The following is a 15,039-nucleotide window of genomic DNA, read 5'->3' as shown; positions in this document are numbered from 1 at the left end:
TGACGGTCCCCGTTATAAGGTGCAAGAGGGAAATCGTGAGAACACGATCGACGTCAGCGATGCGCGAAGAGCTAGTACGGGTCCTTGGCGCCATCCTTGCTGGCACGCATGTCACTCAGCCGCAGAGCGGCAACGCGATACCAAGTCTGGCCTTCGATGCCGCGATCACTCTCATCTCGTTCGCGGCGGCGATCGTGCGTGGCTCTGCTCAAAGTTGCTGGCACGGGATCGGCGTTGTCGCGCTGCTAACGATCGCGGTCGGCAATGCGAAGGAAGGGCAGGGGTCTTCCTGCTAGCACCAAGCCGCAGTGATCCGCAGCGTCTGGACGTTGCCAATGCTCCTCGCCGATGCAGGAGGCTCGGATCAGGTCGTTCAAGACGCAAGGCGGACGTTGTGGTGGGCGCCTGTCTACGATGGTGTTCGCCGGCGTCGTTGCAACTTTCACAACAGGGCGCCGCGAAGCTAGTTATGGCTTTAAGCCGTCTGACCTTACATGTCCGAATAATTCGGGCCACCGCCGCCCTCAGGCGTGGTCCAGGTGATGTTCTGCGCCGGATCTTTGATGTCGCAGGTTTTGCAATGAACGCAGTTTTGCGCATTGATGACGAAGCGTGGCTCAGTGCGAGCTACCTCATCAGCGTAGACGACTTCGTAGACGCCAGCGGGACAGTAGAGCCGTGCCGGCTCGCCGAAGATCGGTAGGTTGCTCCGGACCGGAATGTATGGATCGGCAAGCTTCAGATGCACCGGCTGATCCTCCTCATGGCTCGTCGCTGACAGAAACACGGACGACAGCCTGTCGAAGGAAACCCGGCCATCGGGCCGGGGATACGTGACTGGCGTCACATCCCGCAGCGGCTTCAACGTCGCATGGTCAGGTCTGCCGTGTTTTAGAGTACCAAACGGCGACCAACCGGTAAGTTGGTTGGCCCACATGTCGAGGCCGCCGAGCAGGGTGCCGCGGATCGTGCCGAGCTTCGACAGGAACGGTTTGACGTTGCGAACCCTGTAAAGGTCGCGGACGATCGCGGACTTGCGCCAGGCGCTCTCGAGCCCCGCCGGCTCGTCATGCCCGCGACCTCGTGCGAGCGCCGGAGCCAGATGCTCCGCCGCGAGCATTCCGGAGAGGACCGCATTGTGGCTCCCCTTGATCCGGGGCACGTTCACGAACCCCGCCGCGCATCCGATCAGCGCGCCGCCGGGGAACGTCAGTCTTGGCACCGATTGCCACCCACCTTCCGTAATGACGCGTGCGCCGTAGGACAGTCGTTCGCCACCCTCTAAGGCCGGACGAATGCGCGGGTGCGTTTTGAAGCGCTGAAACTCGTCGAAGGGCGAGAGAGTCGGATTCTCATAGTTGAGGTGGACGACAAATCCCACGGCCACGAGATTGTCGCCGTAGTGATAGAGGAACGAGCCGCCGCCGGTTCGATCGTCTAGCGGCCATCCGAAGGTGTGTTGAACGCGTCCAGCCTGAAACAGCTCGGGCCTCACCCGCCAGACCTCTTTCAAGCCGATCCCATATTTCTGAGGCTCCCTTCCGGCATCTAGTCCGAAGCGTGCAATGGCGATCTTCGCGAGCGACCCGCGTGCGCCCTCGCCGAGCAAGGTATATCGGCCGCGAAGCTCCATCCCACGCGTGAAGCGGCTTGAGATCGCCCCATCCTTGGCAATGCCCATGCTTCCGGTGGCCACGCCGATGACGGATCCACCTTTGTCAAACAGCAGCTCGGATGCCGCGAAGCCGGGGTAGATCTCGACGCCCAGCGCTTCGGCCTGGGCGGCGAGATAGGCGGTCAGTAGGCCCAGCGAGCCTATGAAGTTGCCGTGGTTGTTCATCAGCGGCGGGATGATGAGGTTCGGCAGCGGGAAAGCGCGACCGGATGTGAGGAAGCTAAAAACGTCTGCCGTCACTTCCGTCAGCGGGGGACGTGCCTCGTCCGTGCGCCAGCCCGGCAGCAACGCGTCGAAACCCGAAGGATCGATCACAGCGCCCGAGAGAATATGAGCTCCGACCGTGGATCCCTTCTCGACAACGACGACCGAAATGGACGAATCGAGTTGCTTGAGCTTAATCGCCGCCGCCAGCCCGGCGGGCCCGGCGCCAACGACCACAACATCGTACTCCATACTCTCGCGAGGAGTTTCACAAGCGCTCGCGACATCCATCGCACTTACTCCATTACCCTGCGCGGGAAGCGACGCCAGCTTTGGCGTCAATCCGAAGCGAGGACCTCGATGGCTTGTAGCGAGCAAGCCTGGCGAAAAGGCCAATCCGTCAAGCCGTTGGGCATGATGAAGGGGACGTTGGTGAAGTCCCTGTTCCATCTGTACTCATCACCGCCGGGGACGGTGTGCGCCATTTCAGGTAAAAGAATCGGCTGCGAGCACCAAGGCCACTTCCGTTTCGGCGGGGCCGAGGACCATTCTGCCGTTGCCCTAAGGGTTAGTGACGCTTGATGCCGTCGACGCGGCCTGAGCTGTGCGAGGGAAGGCCAGCATTGTCGACCCCAATCCCATGTTGACGGTCTCCGCAGGGCGAGATGCGCCGTGGTCTGTAGCATCGTCGCTCATCAAGTCCTCTCCATCACGGTTAGGTCTATGGCCTCGAGTGCCGTCTGCCTCGCTAATGCCACTTGGTCCTGGTCGAGGAACGCTGTGGCTTGCACCGGAAGGTACTGGAGCGTCGTGAGACCCACGCAGCCTAAGGCGAGCGATAGGTAAGGGGTGAGGAAATCAGGCTGATTAGCCCTCTCGCCGGCAAAGACCCCACCTGAGGCGATCCCAATGAAAACGGGCCGGTCATGCAGCATTCCGACCTTGCCGTCCGGTGTCGACATGATCGTGCGGCCGACTCTCAGGAGTTGATCGATCCATGCTTTTAAGACTGAAGGAACGGTGAAGTTGTTCATAGGCGTGCCAATGACGATTGCGTCGGCCGTCTCGACTTCGCGGATGAGCGCCTCAGACAGGTCCAACGCGCCGCCCGAAGCCGCCATCATCGCTGCCTGGGACGAGAGGGCGGTGGCGTAATCGGATGTGGCGTGGGGCAGCGGCTCAGTTCCAAGGTCTCGCCGGCTAACGGTTGCGCCGGGAGCAACGGCGAGGAGCTTTTCGACGATCGCCGCCGAGAGCTGGCGGCTGTGCGAGCCTGGACGCGGGCTGCAATCGATGTGGAGTATGTTCATGCTGGGTGCCTCAGGGGTTTCACGAAACCGATGACAGCGTCGATGAGTCCTTCGCGCTTGTAGAACCGCCGCGCGCTCTCGTTTGTCGCTGCTGTGTCGAGGACCAAGCGGCCGCAATACTCATCGATCCCGATCGCGGACAGCTCTGTCAGGAGGGCCGATCCAAGCCCCTTTCCCCTCTCGTCCTCTGCCGTCACCAAATCATCCACGTACAGGAAGTGATCGTGGATCAGGTTCTCCATCCGCCGATATCCGGCGATCGCTACGACTCGATCGTTCTCCCAGGCGGCGAGGACGCGATAGCCCTCCGTCGACATATCCGAGGCGCGCTCGACCCACTCTTCCACACCTTTGAGGTCCGGGCGGAGTTGCGAAATTACGGGAAAGCAGGCGGTCAGTTCCTCCGGACCATGTGCGTGACGCAGGACGATCCCGTTCGGCAGAATGACCGGCTTGGTAATGTGGTCGGACATGGGCCCCTCAAAAAATTTGGCGTTGTTCATGATGAGTTACCGCCAGCGCGCCACGCCGGTCAGAACCAGGAACCGCCAACCCGAGTGGACCAAGCCGGCCCATGTCACCCTACGCGGCTAGTATCTCGTCCGCCGGTCCAAAGGACTCGTAGCGGATGCGATCGGCCGCGACGCTCGCCAAAAAGAGCTCGACGACAAGCGCGCCCAGGAACAGTTTCGGGCCGCAAGATATGATGTTCGCTTTGAGAAGCGGGGCATTTCTCCACAACCAATGGACGTTGATAGATCCGATGACGATTGTGGGTGGAAGCGGAGGAGATCGAGTAGGTTCATTTCATTGGCGGCCTGCAGCAGGCGTCGAGGCGGACTGTCAAATATTGGCCGGGTCTGTGCAGGAGGGTCAGTTCGCGATCCTTCGTTTGCACGATGAACGACGTGACGATATTACTCTCCTGTCGCTCTCCTATTGCTCTTCAACGATCGCTAGCGTGCGCCAGTCTGTCCAGGCGGCCGTGACAGCCTCGATCCGCTCGCGGGTTGCCGGCTCAGCAGTCCTTGATGATGTTAGCCGGAGAACAACAAGCTACACCCCAGGCCGTCAGCACGTCGACAGAGGCAGCCTCGCCCTCGCAGCAACCGGCATGGTCCACTGCGGCGCGCCGATCCTGGTTCTATTAGCCACCTTCGACTGGGTTCATCTTCGGGCAAAGGAGATATCCGAAAAGATGAAGCACATAGGTGCAGTAAAAGTCGTTTGCGCGGCACTGGCAGGCCTTTCCACATCACAAGGCTTGGGAAGCGCAGCACCGTCGCCCCTAGCGACCAGGCCGGCGACGGTGAATCCTTTATCGACACGGCCGGCAGACGCTAGCGAGTTGGTTCCGACGAACACGCTCTCCGATCTTAACTTCAGGCTGGCGTCGGTTGCCGGCCGGTCAGACCGGATGACCTATGGCTTCCGGCCACACACCATGAGCCCCATCGTCGTGAGCTGCACCGTCCCAACACCAAAGGGTCAGCCGCTCAACTGCTACTGGCCGGGGTTGCCAGCAAGGTGCGCCGACGTGGGGACACGGCCACAAGTCTTGAGGCACCGTTGGATTGGCTCCGGTCGCGAAAGTCGAGGCCGCCCACGACTATGGCTCTCCCTGTCCGGTGGACCGCGGTTTCTATCTGCAGGGGCTTCAGGGCGTGAGAACGCAGGACGCCACCCTGCGACGTGAGGACTGTCAAGGCAGCAGGGTGCTATGAATGTCTCTGGGCGCTGCAAACGACTGCACGCTGAAAATCGGGGAAGACATTTCCGCCAACCCCGGCCTGAAAAAGACCGACTTCCAAATCACCCTGCAGTCGCCAGCCGCCGCGCTCAAGCTGAATCTTGGATGCGCAGCCTGCCGCGTGTCGCGTGGGCGCTTCCTAAGGCCGATGCTGCTCCTCCAGGACGGTCATGACCCCTCCGGCAGAATCGCTGTCACCCAGCAGGCCGTTCAAGACGCGCACGCTGCCGACGCTGCAGCCGACGCCTGCGTTCACCCCGGCAAAGTCCAACACTCTGTCGTGGCCGCAAGCAGTCACGCCGACGTAACGACCGATGCTAGCGAGTAGCTCGACAGCCACATGCCCAAATAGCGACGGAGAAGATCAAAGATGGAGCCTATATCTTGGGCAATCGTCGCAAGCGTACCTTTGGCAGGCCCAGGTTTTGCGCGCGGACCTCCGAAGACAGGTGATCACGTCGTTCGAAACTGCTCGCACGTCATTCCGGGCAAATCGCTCGTTGCGGTCGAGGTGGTCTACCCGCCGGGCAGCGTTTCGACCCTGCATCACCACGCAAAGTCGGCGTTCATCTCCGCCTATGTCGTGTCTGGCAGCATCCGCAGCCAGCTCGAGGGCAAGCCGCCGCGGGTCTACAAGGCCGGTGAGAGCATCTTCGATGAGCCTGGCGCTCATCATCTGGCCGGGGAGAACGTCAGTGAAACCGAGCCCGTAAAGCTGCTCGCGGTCTTCGTCGTCGACACCGACTACAAGGAACTCGCCACGCTCAACAAGTAAGGAGTGATTTATGGCTATTCGAGTTGATTATGAGAAAGTCGCTCCTGCCGGTTACAAGGCTCTATGCGGCATCTACACCTACATCAAGCAGTGCGGCCTCGCTGCCATTTTGGTTGAACTAATCTTCCTACGTATTTCGCAGATCAATGGCTGCGCCTACTGCCTCGATCTTCATACCCGCGACCTTATCAAAAATGGCGTCGCACCCGAAAAATTGGCCTTGGTCCAGGTCTGGCACGAAGCTGGCCCGGTGTTCGACGATCGCGAGCGCGCGGCGCTTCGCTGGGCCGAGACCGTCACGCGCGTGGCGGAGACGGCCATCCCCGACGAAGAGTTTCAGTCCGTCTCCGCGGTTTTTGGCGAGAAGGAGATTGTGGACTTGACCATTGCGATCGGCCTGATGAACACATTCAACCGTATCGCGATCGGCTTCCGTCGCCCCCCACAGGCCGCTCTTTCGGCTGCCGCCTAGCTCGCTCCAACACCGGAATCGCTCCCGATTTCCGTTCGCAAATCCAGCCTGGGCCGGCGTAGCCCCCACACCCCCGTCCGCTCAGACTGGAGGCGCCCGTGCTTCGCGCACGGACGCCAACCCAGCCAACAACCGTTGGAGTTCATATGGTGGTGAAGTTGAGGGACGATCAGGCAGTAGCGATTTGTCGGATGCGGGACGCCCTGACCGTTTTGGACTGGCCAGAGATGGCAACGCCCTCTGATCCGCTCACCAACGCCCGAGCCCTTGCTGCGGCCAGTGGCCGTGTCCCCGCGCCAGGACCGGCCGATGACCAACAGCTCGCGCTGTCCTACTACCAAATCACTAACCAGAAGCGATCTCAGGCCTGATCGATGTCGATGATGGCTTGCACGAAGCCTTGTGGCGCCTCTTGGGGCAGGTTGTGGCCAACGCCCCCAGTCACCAAACGGTGCTCGTAAGTACCGGTGAATTTGGTGGCATAGGCCGACGGTTCCGGATGCGGCGCGCCGTTCGCGTCACCTTCCAAAGTGATTGCCGGCACGTTGATCGGCGGGAACCTCGCAAGACGCTTTTCCAGATCGTCGTACTTACGCTCACCGTCAGCAAGACCAATCCTCCAGCGGTAGTTGTGAATCGAAATGGCGATGTGATCCGGATTCTCGAGCGCAACGGCGCTCCGATCGAACGTGGCGTCGTCGAAGCTCCACAATGGAGAAGCAAGCTGCCAGATGAGCTTAGCGAACTCGCTACGGTTCTGCTCATACCCGGCACGCCCGCGGTCCGTTGCGAAGTAAAACAGGTACCACCAGGCGAGTTCCGTCCGCGGGGGCAAGGGGGCCTTGCCCGCCTCTTGGCTGCCGATCAGGTACCCGCTGACGGAGACCATGGCTTTGCACCGCTCCGGCCACAGTGCAGCGAGGACGTTCGCCGTTCGCGCGCCCCAGTCGCAACCTGCGATGATCGCCTTCTCGATTTTGAGGGCGTCCATCAAGGCTAGGATGTCGAGGGCAAGCACTGATTGCTGGCCGTTGCGCAGCGTGCCTGCCGACAAGAAGCGCGTCGAGCCGAACCCGCGCAGATAGGGCACGATGACCCGGTAGCCGCTCTGTGCGAGCAGTGGCGCTACATCGACATAGGTGTGGATATCATAGGGCCAGCCATGCAGAAGTATGACGACCGGAGCTTCCACCGGACCGAGTTCAGCAAACCCGGTATCGAGTAGCCCCGCCCTAACCTGCTTCAAGGGCCCGAAGGAGGTCGGTCGGCCTGGCTGGGCTGAAGCTTCTGACGCGACCGCCCCGGCGTTGATGGCCAGGGCTGCGCAGCCTAGCAATTGGCGGCGCGAAGGACCGGCGCCGATCATCTCATCCATCATTGACGCCCTTGTTGTTGCGGAAATGCCTTCGCTACCGTCCCGAAAAAAAGGGAGGGGCTCGCACTTCGACGTTAGGACGCCGGACGCAGCCCCACCCTCATCGCTACCGGTCAGTAAGGCAGCACAAGCACCCGCTCATCGCTGTCGACAACGAAAACGGCGAGCAATTTTGCCGGCTCGGTCGCGCTTGCGTTGCGGCTTACCGCATGCCGATCGCCCGGATTTTCGGAGAAGTTCTGCCCGGATCGGTACACCGTCTCGGCGCCGTCGTTCACCTGACTGACGATCGCTCCCTCAAGAACGGTCGCGTAGATGAACGCCGAGCCTGGATGGCGATGGGCTGCCGACGAGCCACCGGGCCCATACTCAACCAGCACGCCCATGAGGCTTTTGCCTGGTACATTCGGCAGGGGGTGCTCGTACACGAGGGTAACGGTCGCCTCTCTGGGCTCCGCGGAAAATGCCTGAGACACAGTGAGGATCGTCGTGGCCACCGCGGCGAAGAGGAATTGGCGAAGCATGATTGGGTTCCATTTTCATGGGGTTGAGGAGGCAGTAATGACGACTGCGGCAGTGGGCCGAGGACGCGATGAACTGTCGGCGCGCACGTTCGACATCCGGGCCACGGGAGGCTGGGACAACCCCATGTCAGACACCGTGCAGCTGCTCCATTGTTCTTGAGCCAGCGAGGCCGCTGCTCCGATCACGACACCGTTCATCTGCTTCATCGTTGCTTGCTCGCGACGCCCCTTCGAGGATCGCTTGCTTGCTCGATAGGACGAGCGGGAGACGGCGGATGTGACGTGCCGTCGCTACTTTTCTTCCCAAACTTAGAACTGCGATCAGAAGCCTGCTCGGAGAGCACCTAGTATAGGGGGAGAGCCGACCCTTCTGAGGTGCAGAGGAACTCCGGGAACGGGCGACCCGGAGGTCGAGTGCTGTTGCACGTGTGAGTTCGGCTTCAGACTACGGCGGCGATAGCGGAAGACACACCGGCCAGCTTTGTGTCGTCCGCCAGAGTCCTGCGCTCCGGGCGTTCCGCCTGCCATGGCTGTCAGCCAGTCACCATCCAAGCTCCCAAAGAATCTTCGTCGGAGATGTCACATCTGGCCGTGCCACTTCGTCCTATGGGCGCAACCCTGGATAGGACGAACCTTCATGACCCCGCGCTTGAACTACTTCGCCGCCGCGCCCAAGCTCCTACAGGCGATGATGGCATTGGAGAACGCCGTGCTCTCCAGTGGCCTGGAGCACAGCCTTATCGAACTCGTGAAGACCCGCGCCTCTCAGCTCAACAACTGCGCGTTCTGCATCGAGATGCACACGCGCGACGCCATGAAGGCTGGCGAGAGCCCAGCCCGGCTCCTTCTGCTGGATGCTTGGCACGAGGCGCCGCACTACACAGACCGCGAGCGCGCTGCCTTGGCCTGGACCGAGGCGCTGACCCTGGTCGCCGAGACCCATGCGCCTGACCAGGTCTATGAGGGGCTTCGTGCCCACTTTTCCGACGAGGAAACGGTTCAGCTCTCCGTCCTGATCGGTACAATCAACGCCTGGAACCGCCTCGCCATCGGTTTCCGCAGCGTCCCCAGCCAGCTTCCCGTCGCAGCGGCCGCCTGACCGTGACTGGCGAGCCCGATCCCACGGAATCCTTCAATCCGGTGCGTGCCGACCTGATCGGGCTCGCCTATCGTATGACCGGCTCCTTCGCCACGGCGGAGGATATCGCCCAGGAGGTCTTCCTACGCTGGAACGGCGCTGATCGGACGCGGATTGAGATACCCCGCGCGTGGCTTCTGAAAGCTGCGGCCCGACTCAGCCTGGACCACCTGAAGTCCGCCCGTCATCGCCGCGAGACCTATGTTGGCCCTTGGCTTCCCGAGCCCCTGGTTGAAAAAGGGGAGCCGCCTCAGCAGGCCGCCCTTGAGCAGGCACAGGACATCTCTGTTGCCTTCCTGCTCACCCTCCAGCGCCTTTCTCCAGCCGAACGCGCTGCGTTCATCCTGCACGACCTGTTCGAAACCTCCTTCGCCGAGATTGCCTCCCTTCTCGGCCGGAGTGAGGCTGCCTGTCGCCAGCTCGCCACGCGCGCCCGCGTGCATCTTGGCGAGGCCCAGCCGCGCCAAAGCGTGAGCGATGACGAAGCGAGGCGCATTGCCCAGGTCTTCTTCGCCGCATCACGCAACGGGGATGAGGAGGCCTTGCGCCAACTCCTCGCCGGAGATGTGGTCCTGCACTCAGATGGCGGCGGTATTCGCAGTGCCATTCTCAATCCAGTCAAAGGTGCCGAGAAAGTCACCCGCTTCTTCACTAGCCTGTCCCGCAAAGGTCGCCTACCGCCCGTGCCGTTGCTGTACCTCGGCCGCATTAACAGCCTGCCGGGCTACATTACTTTGGAAACAGACGGTCTGCCTCAAACCACAGCGCTGGATGTGAAGGATGGAAGGATTGTCGCAATCTACGTCGTGCGCAACCCGGAGAAACTGGCCGCCGTGCAAACAAGCTTGAAGGACCACGCGACCATCGCTCAGCAAGGGAGCGCTCCGATACGCTAGTCCTTCCATGGCTTGTACGCGCTCATCTAGGCGCGCTGATGAGTGCCGTAGAGGCTGGACGATCGTAGGAGGTGCGCTCGCATTGCGCACGCTGCCGCGTCCGCATCGCCGGCTCGCATCGCCGCGAAGACGGCACGATGCTCCTCCAGAGCGAGTCCCTCGAAGCCGGAGAGGCGAACGGTGGAGGCGTGGAAGGCGCCAAGCCAGTCTAGCATGGCGCGAAGGAAAATAGGGAGAAGGGGGTTCCCCGCACCAACGGCGATTGCGACGTGGAACTCCACATCGGCGATGAAAAAGCCTTTCCCGACCCGGATAGCCTTCTCCTGCTGTAGGAGCGAGTCTTCCAGTGCTGTCAGGGCCACGCCGCGACTGACGCATCGCCGAACCATCGCCTCCTCGGCCAGCAGCCGCACCTCCTGCAGATGCGCGATGTTTTCAGGCGCAGCCGTCAGAAAATGCACGAACGAGGCGGCCATCCCTTCGAGCACTCGGCTGGCCGAGGGTTCGATGACTCGCGCGCGCTCGCCGTGGGTAATGGCGATGACACCCATCCCCTCCAGCTTCTGCAGCGCCTCGCGCACCGTAGGGCGGCCGACATTGTGCCGGGCCGCCAACTCTGCCTCAGAAGGAAGCACCTCGCCCGGAGCAGGATCGCCCTCCGCGATGCGGGCGAGGAGCCGTTCGGCCAGGAGCTCGTGCAGGCGCCGACGGCGGATGGGATCGGCCTGGGTCATGGACCGCCTATTGCCATCGGCGCGCGCCAGGGATCAATCCTGCCTGGGAATACCGGCCTCGCGTACTATGCGTCCGACCTCCTCGTGCTCGCGCTGAAGGAAGACGGCATAGTCGGCGCCGGTCTGGAAGTTCGGCAGCACCTTCATCCTCGCCAGCGCCGCCAGCGCCCCCGGATCCTGCAGCACCGATCGGCACGCGGCTTCCCACCGTTGTACGATCGGCTCCGGTGTAGCTTTCGGCACGAAGATTCCGCCGTGGATGGAGAATAGGAAGTTGTAACCGAGGTCCCGCATGAGGGGCAGTTCGGGTGCCATGGCCAGCGGCTCGCGTGCAAAGACTGCGATGGGGCGCAGTTCCAGTTGCGTTGCGATGTTGAAGGCATCAGCGAAGAACTGCACCTGCCCCGCGCGCATGGCCAACGCGATGTCGGCCGAGCCGCGGAAGGGCACGTGCTCGATCTCTAGGTTAAGGGCGCGGGTCAGGCCGGCCATGGCGATATGCGCCGGACTACCGGCGCCCGGCGTGCCGTAATAGAGGCTGCCCGGCTTTGCGCGCGCCGCTGCGATGACCTCCTGCGGCGTGCGAAAGGGGCTGTCGGTCGCGACCATTAGCGTGCCGGGCCCGTCATACACCGCGCAGACCGGCCGAAGCGCATCTGGCGCGAAGGGAAGAGGGAGCACGTGCGGCATGTAGACGGTGCCGCCGCCGAGTGGCGCGAAGAGCGCGATGTGACCGTCCGGCTGCGCCTGAGCGACCTGGGCGGAGGCGATAGTGCCGCCTGCTCCGGTGACATTGCGGATCACCACGGGCTGGCCGAGACGCGCCTGGAAGGTGCTTTGCAGCGAGCGGGCGATCAGGTCCGCGCCGCCGCCCGCAGGAAAACCGATCAGCATCTGCACGGGGCGGCTGGGGAAATCCTGTGCCGGTTGTGCCAGGACGGGCCCGGACAACATTAGGGCAAGCGCGGTCAGGCCGCACCTCATGGACTGAATCGGCATGTTTCCTCCTTCACGGCCCTGCCGCTTACTGTCAGGTTGTCCGACATCAGAATGACAGGTCAAGCGGAGACGTCCATGCCCCATGCCGAATGGAGAAAGCGCCTCACCTCCCCCGGGCTGAAGCTCGGCCTTTTTGCGATGGAGTTCGCCACGCCGGGCCTACCGATGATTGTGCAGCAGGCCGGCGCCGACTTTCTGGTGCTGGACATGGAGCATTCCGGCTTTGGCTTCGAGACCGTGAAGGCCGTCTGCATGGGGGGCCGCGCTGCCGCGCTTCCCGTGGTAGTGCGCGTGGCTCATCGCCATCCCCATGAGGTATCGCGCGCCCTGGACATGGGAGCGGACGCGCTCATGGCGCCACTGGTCTCGACTGTGGATCAGGCGCGGGACTTCGTGGCCTGGGCCACCTATCCGCCCTCCGGTGGCACGCGCGGTGTGGCGATGATGGTTGCGCATGACGGCTACGCACCCGGTCCAGCGCCGGAGAAGATGGCCGCGACGGACGCGCGCAAAGCCATCCTCATCCAGATCGAAACCCGCGCCGGCACCGAAAACGCCGAAGGAATCGCCGCGCTGGAAGGGGTGGACTGCCTCTGGATCGGACATATGGACCTTTCCTGCTCCCTCGGAATTCCCGGCCAGTTCGATCATCCCGACTTCCTCGCCGCGGAGGCGCGGGTGCGAGATGCGGCGAAGCGCCACGGCAAGGCGTTTGGCCGCCTCGCCGCCTCTGCTACCGAGGCGCAGGCCCTGGCCGCACGGGGCTACGACACGCTCGGCCTTTGCTCCGACATCGCGGCCATCCATTCACGCGTGGCCGAGGGCGTGGCGCTGTTGCGGGAGTCTGCGCCATGAGCTTCCGCGTCGCCCTCTCCGGCGGCTTCCTCAAGCCTGACGGAACGCCCGCCTATCCGGATTTCGACCTCTCGCCACTGGAGCGCGATCCGGGCATCGAACTTGTCCGCCTGTCCCCCGGCCCGGTGATCGCGCCTGAGCAGGTGGCGGGCATCGACGCGCTGATCCTGCTGGGCGAAAGCTTCGAGCGCGGCAGCATCGCACCGGATGGCAGGCTCCGCATCATCGCCCGCTACGGTGTGGGCTTCGACCAGGTGGACACAGCTGCCTGCACCGAGGCCGGCATCGCCGTCGCTATCACCCCCGACGCCGTGCGGCGGCCCGTTGCCGTCGCCATCATCACGCTGATGCTCGCCCTGACCGGCCGGCTGATGGTGAAGGACGCGCTGACGCGCGAGGGCCCCGCCGGCTTCGCCCGGCGTAGCGCCTTCATGGGCGTGGGGCTGGTCGGCCGCATACTGGGCTCGATCGGTATCGGAAATATCGGCGCTGAGATGTTCCGCCTCGCCGCCCCGCTCGGCATGCGTATGATCGCCCACGATCCCTATGCGGATCTGGCCATGGCCGCGAGCCTGGGCGTGGAACTCGTGGAGCTGGACGAGGTGTTCGAGCGCAGCGACGTACTAACGGTGAACTGTCCGCTGAACCACGCCACGGCCCGCATCGTCTCGCGCGAGCGGATTGCCCGGATGAAGCGCAGCGCGTTCCTCATCAACACGTCCCGCGGCGGTACCGTGGACGAGGCAGCGCTGGCCGAGGCGCTGGAGGAGGGCCGGTTGGCCGGAGCCGGGCTAGACGTCTTCGACCCCGAGCCTCCCGCACCTGACACTCCCATTCTACAAGCACCAAACGTTATCGCGACGCCCCATGCCCTCTCCTGGACTGACCAGAGCTTCGCCGCCATTGGCACCTCCTGTACTGACGCGGTTCTTGCAGCACGGGCGGCTCGCCTACCGAATTTCCTTGCTAACCCAGCTGTCAGGATTCGAAGTCGGCACTTCCACTGAGCGCCCTCGGAGACGAGTTCCTGCAAGCGCAAACACTCGAAGCAAGTGCCGAAGACGTCAGCGCCGACACTGTTCACCACCCACCAACAACCGTTGCTAGGTGGTGAACACCCCCGGAGACGAAGTGTCCTACTTCGGCGGAAACGACAATTTCAGCCGCCATAGAGGGTCAGCCTATGGCTGTTGGAAATTTTGGAACTTCCATGCTCGCGAGACAGTTGGTGAAGGTCTGTACGGCGCATAAGGTGCGCGGCAAGGTCGGAGGAACGTGCAATGATGTCGGGACAGCATGGGCGTCGTTCGGTGCTGCTGGGCTCTGTGCTCGCAGGCATGTCCTCGGCGGATGTTGGCGCACAACCAATTGCAGGTGGTCGTCCGATCCGCCTCATCGTGCCGTTTCTGCCGGGTGGCGCCATCGACACCCTCGGCAGGCTCCTTGCTGACCGGCTGATGCCCGTGCTGGGACAGTCGGTCGTCGTCGAAAACCGAAGCGGTGCCGGAGGTATTATCGGCAGCGACGCTATTGCAAAGGCCGCACCCGACGGAACGACAGTCGGTATCGTCGGCGTTGCTGTGCTGTGTGCTGCTCAGTTCCTCTACAGCCGCCTGCCCTTCAATCCGCAAGCCGATCTCGCGCCCGTGACGCAGATTTCGGACGGCTCACGTTTATGCGTGGTCAATGCACAAACAGCTGCGCGGCTGTTTATGCGTGGTCAATGCACAAACAGCTGCGCGGCGCGGCTGGACTGATTTTCGGGCACTCATCACATGGGCGAAGGCCAACCCGGAAGGGGTGAGCATGGCGTCCTCGGGTGTCGGAACCTCCAGCCACCTGACCATTGCCGCGGTCAACGAGGCAGCCGGGGTTCAGATTCTACACGTTCCGTACCGCGGCGGCGGCCCTGCAATCAACGACCTCGTCGCGGGTCGGATCGACATGATGTTCGATTCACCCCCTGGCCTTATGCCGTTGATTGAGCGTGGTGCGGCGAAGCCGCTGGCCGTTAGTACTCGTGGGCGCCAGTTCTTCGCGCCGGATGTTCCCGGCATGGGTGAGTTTGATGATATTGGCCTGGGCGACCTAGACGTGGACACCTGGAACGCCGTCATGGTGCCCGCCGGTACGCCCGCTCCGATTATTGCGCACCTGGCTCAAGCCATACGGGTTGCGGCGGCGCAGTCCGACATCACGGAAGCATTGCGGCCGCTGGGTTTCCGCACAGTGCTCAGCGACACGCCTGAGGCATTGGCGAAGTTGATCCGCGACGACGCGCCGCGGTGGCAGCGCATCGTACATTCTTCCGGCGTGAAGCTGGATTGAGCCG

General features: G+C 62.8%; 17 protein-coding genes. 10 read left to right on the top strand and 7 right to left on the bottom strand.

What is annotated here, in order from left to right:
• The first annotated feature begins 59 nt into the window (after positions 1–59).
• Complete coding sequence (locus ACVBD7_RS26015) at positions 60–296, top strand: hypothetical protein (protein WP_458098418.1); 237 nt, start codon at positions 60–62, stop codon at positions 294–296.
• A 194-nt stretch (positions 297–490) separates the two neighbouring features.
• On the opposite strand, the gene ACVBD7_RS26010 is transcribed toward ACVBD7_RS26015, so the two are convergent.
• The 3 genes from ACVBD7_RS26010 to ACVBD7_RS26000 all read right to left on the bottom strand — a co-directional run bounded on the left by ACVBD7_RS26010 (position 491) and on the right by ACVBD7_RS26000 (position 3,692).
• Positions 491–2,170 carry an electron transfer flavoprotein-ubiquinone oxidoreductase gene (locus ACVBD7_RS26010; protein ID WP_458098417.1) on the bottom strand — a complete coding sequence of 560 codons (1,680 nt, stop codon included), beginning with the start codon at positions 2,168–2,170 and terminating at the stop codon, positions 491–493.
• A gap of 404 nt (positions 2,171–2,574) precedes the next feature.
• Entirely contained in the window at positions 2,575–3,189 is a 615-nt protein-coding gene (locus ACVBD7_RS26005) for an FMN-dependent NADH-azoreductase (RefSeq protein ID WP_458098416.1), read from the bottom strand.
• The gene (locus ACVBD7_RS26000) at positions 3,186–3,692 is read right to left on the bottom strand and encodes an N-acetyltransferase family protein (RefSeq protein ID WP_458098415.1); all 507 of its coding nucleotides are present in this window, start codon (positions 3,690–3,692) and stop codon (positions 3,186–3,188) included. The genes ACVBD7_RS26005 and ACVBD7_RS26000 overlap by 4 nt, the downstream gene beginning before the upstream one ends.
• Before the next feature lie 1,221 nt (positions 3,693–4,913).
• Here ACVBD7_RS26000 and ACVBD7_RS25995 point away from each other — a divergent pair.
• Genes ACVBD7_RS25995 through ACVBD7_RS25985 form a run of 3 tightly spaced genes read left to right on the top strand, consistent with a single transcriptional unit; the run spans position 4,914 to position 6,186 of the window.
• Positions 4,914–5,267 carry a hypothetical protein gene (locus tag ACVBD7_RS25995; protein ID WP_458098414.1) on the top strand — a complete coding sequence of 118 codons (354 nt, stop codon included), beginning with the start codon at positions 4,914–4,916 and terminating at the stop codon, positions 5,265–5,267.
• Positions 5,268–5,309: 42 nt separating this feature from the next.
• On the top strand, positions 5,310–5,714 hold the full coding sequence (locus tag ACVBD7_RS25990; RefSeq protein WP_458098413.1) for a cupin domain-containing protein: 405 nt from the start codon (positions 5,310–5,312) through the stop codon (positions 5,712–5,714).
• Positions 5,715–5,724: 10 nt separating this feature from the next.
• Positions 5,725–6,186, top strand: a complete 462-nt coding sequence (locus ACVBD7_RS25985) for a carboxymuconolactone decarboxylase family protein (protein WP_458098412.1) — start codon at positions 5,725–5,727, stop codon at positions 6,184–6,186.
• Between the two features lie 361 nt (positions 6,187–6,547).
• Here the strand turns inward: ACVBD7_RS25985 and ACVBD7_RS25980 are convergent, their stop codons facing one another.
• Entirely contained in the window at positions 6,548–7,552 is a 1,005-nt protein-coding gene (locus tag ACVBD7_RS25980) for an alpha/beta fold hydrolase (RefSeq protein ID WP_458098551.1), read from the bottom strand.
• Positions 7,553–7,674: 122 nt separating this feature from the next.
• A complete protein-coding gene (locus ACVBD7_RS25975; RefSeq protein ID WP_458098550.1) occupies positions 7,675–8,088 on the bottom strand; it encodes a cupin domain-containing protein in 414 nt (137 codons plus the stop codon).
• A 634-nt stretch (positions 8,089–8,722) separates the two neighbouring features.
• Here ACVBD7_RS25975 and ACVBD7_RS25970 point away from each other — a divergent pair.
• Both ACVBD7_RS25970 and ACVBD7_RS25965 read left to right on the top strand, forming a co-directional pair.
• Positions 8,723–9,184, top strand: a complete 462-nt coding sequence (locus ACVBD7_RS25970; RefSeq protein ID WP_458098411.1) for a carboxymuconolactone decarboxylase family protein — start codon at positions 8,723–8,725, stop codon at positions 9,182–9,184.
• A gap of 74 nt (positions 9,185–9,258) precedes the next feature.
• A complete protein-coding gene (locus tag ACVBD7_RS25965; protein ID WP_458098549.1) occupies positions 9,259–10,119 on the top strand; it encodes a sigma-70 family RNA polymerase sigma factor in 861 nt (286 codons plus the stop codon).
• Positions 10,120–10,145: 26 nt separating this feature from the next.
• On the opposite strand, the gene ACVBD7_RS25960 is transcribed toward ACVBD7_RS25965, so the two are convergent.
• Entirely contained in the window at positions 10,146–10,853 is a 708-nt protein-coding gene (locus ACVBD7_RS25960; RefSeq protein ID WP_458098410.1) for an FCD domain-containing protein, read from the bottom strand.
• A 33-nt stretch (positions 10,854–10,886) separates the two neighbouring features.
• Positions 10,887–11,747, bottom strand: coding sequence for a Bug family tripartite tricarboxylate transporter substrate binding protein (locus tag ACVBD7_RS25955; protein ID WP_458098548.1), 861 nt, complete (start codon positions 11,745–11,747; stop codon positions 10,887–10,889).
• Positions 11,748–11,927: 180 nt separating this feature from the next.
• Between ACVBD7_RS25955 and ACVBD7_RS25950 the strand changes: the two genes are divergently transcribed.
• The 4 genes from ACVBD7_RS25950 to ACVBD7_RS25935 all read left to right on the top strand — a co-directional run bounded on the left by ACVBD7_RS25950 (position 11,928) and on the right by ACVBD7_RS25935 (position 15,035).
• Entirely contained in the window at positions 11,928–12,707 is a 780-nt protein-coding gene (locus ACVBD7_RS25950) for an HpcH/HpaI aldolase family protein (protein ID WP_458098409.1), read from the top strand.
• Entirely contained in the window at positions 12,704–13,714 is a 1,011-nt protein-coding gene (locus ACVBD7_RS25945; RefSeq protein WP_458098408.1) for an NAD(P)-dependent oxidoreductase, read from the top strand. The genes ACVBD7_RS25950 and ACVBD7_RS25945 overlap by 4 nt, the downstream gene beginning before the upstream one ends.
• Positions 13,715–13,987: 273 nt before the next feature.
• Complete coding sequence (locus tag ACVBD7_RS25940; RefSeq protein WP_458098407.1) at positions 13,988–14,464, top strand: Bug family tripartite tricarboxylate transporter substrate binding protein; 477 nt, start codon at positions 13,988–13,990, stop codon at positions 14,462–14,464.
• Positions 14,394–15,035, top strand: coding sequence for a Bug family tripartite tricarboxylate transporter substrate binding protein (locus ACVBD7_RS25935; protein ID WP_458098406.1), 642 nt, complete (start codon positions 14,394–14,396; stop codon positions 15,033–15,035). Before ACVBD7_RS25940 ends, ACVBD7_RS25935 begins: the two co-directional genes overlap by 71 nt.
• Positions 15,036–15,039 lie beyond the last annotated feature (4 nt).

Source organism: Roseomonas sp. WA12 (genome assembly GCF_054165765.1).
The sequence above is the reverse complement of the archived record's forward strand: the minus strand, read 5'-3'. Positions and strand labels throughout refer to the sequence as shown.

What these genes read in the sequence shown, in the direction of transcription:
- ACVBD7_RS25935 (WP_458098406.1), top strand. Translation starts at nt 14,394, where the DNA reads ATGCACAAACAGCTGCGCGGCTGTTTATGCGTGGTCAATGCACAAACA.
- ACVBD7_RS26005 (WP_458098416.1), bottom strand. Translation starts at nt 3,189, where the DNA reads ATGAACATACTCCACATCGATTGCAGCCCGCGTCCAGGCTCGCACAGC.
- ACVBD7_RS25950 (WP_458098409.1), top strand. Translation starts at nt 11,928, where the DNA reads ATGCCCCATGCCGAATGGAGAAAGCGCCTCACCTCCCCCGGGCTGAAG.
- ACVBD7_RS25965 (WP_458098549.1), top strand. Translation starts at nt 9,259, where the DNA reads ATGACCGGCTCCTTCGCCACGGCGGAGGATATCGCCCAGGAGGTCTTC.
- ACVBD7_RS25940 (WP_458098407.1), top strand. Translation starts at nt 13,988, where the DNA reads ATGATGTCGGGACAGCATGGGCGTCGTTCGGTGCTGCTGGGCTCTGTG.
- ACVBD7_RS25960 (WP_458098410.1), bottom strand. Translation starts at nt 10,853, where the DNA reads ATGACCCAGGCCGATCCCATCCGCCGTCGGCGCCTGCACGAGCTCCTG.
- ACVBD7_RS26000 (WP_458098415.1), bottom strand. Translation starts at nt 3,692, where the DNA reads ATGAACAACGCCAAATTTTTTGAGGGGCCCATGTCCGACCACATTACC.
- ACVBD7_RS25990 (WP_458098413.1), top strand. Translation starts at nt 5,310, where the DNA reads ATGGAGCCTATATCTTGGGCAATCGTCGCAAGCGTACCTTTGGCAGGC.
- ACVBD7_RS25970 (WP_458098411.1), top strand. Translation starts at nt 8,723, where the DNA reads ATGACCCCGCGCTTGAACTACTTCGCCGCCGCGCCCAAGCTCCTACAG.
- ACVBD7_RS25995 (WP_458098414.1), top strand. Translation starts at nt 4,914, where the DNA reads ATGTCTCTGGGCGCTGCAAACGACTGCACGCTGAAAATCGGGGAAGAC.
- ACVBD7_RS25985 (WP_458098412.1), top strand. Translation starts at nt 5,725, where the DNA reads ATGGCTATTCGAGTTGATTATGAGAAAGTCGCTCCTGCCGGTTACAAG.
- ACVBD7_RS26015 (WP_458098418.1), top strand. Translation starts at nt 60, where the DNA reads ATGCGCGAAGAGCTAGTACGGGTCCTTGGCGCCATCCTTGCTGGCACG.
- ACVBD7_RS25945 (WP_458098408.1), top strand. Translation starts at nt 12,704, where the DNA reads ATGAGCTTCCGCGTCGCCCTCTCCGGCGGCTTCCTCAAGCCTGACGGA.
- ACVBD7_RS26010 (WP_458098417.1), bottom strand. Translation starts at nt 2,170, where the DNA reads ATGGATGTCGCGAGCGCTTGTGAAACTCCTCGCGAGAGTATGGAGTAC.
- ACVBD7_RS25980 (WP_458098551.1), bottom strand. Translation starts at nt 7,552, where the DNA reads ATGATCGGCGCCGGTCCTTCGCGCCGCCAATTGCTAGGCTGCGCAGCC.
- ACVBD7_RS25955 (WP_458098548.1), bottom strand. Translation starts at nt 11,747, where the DNA reads ATGCTGATCGGTTTTCCTGCGGGCGGCGGCGCGGACCTGATCGCCCGC.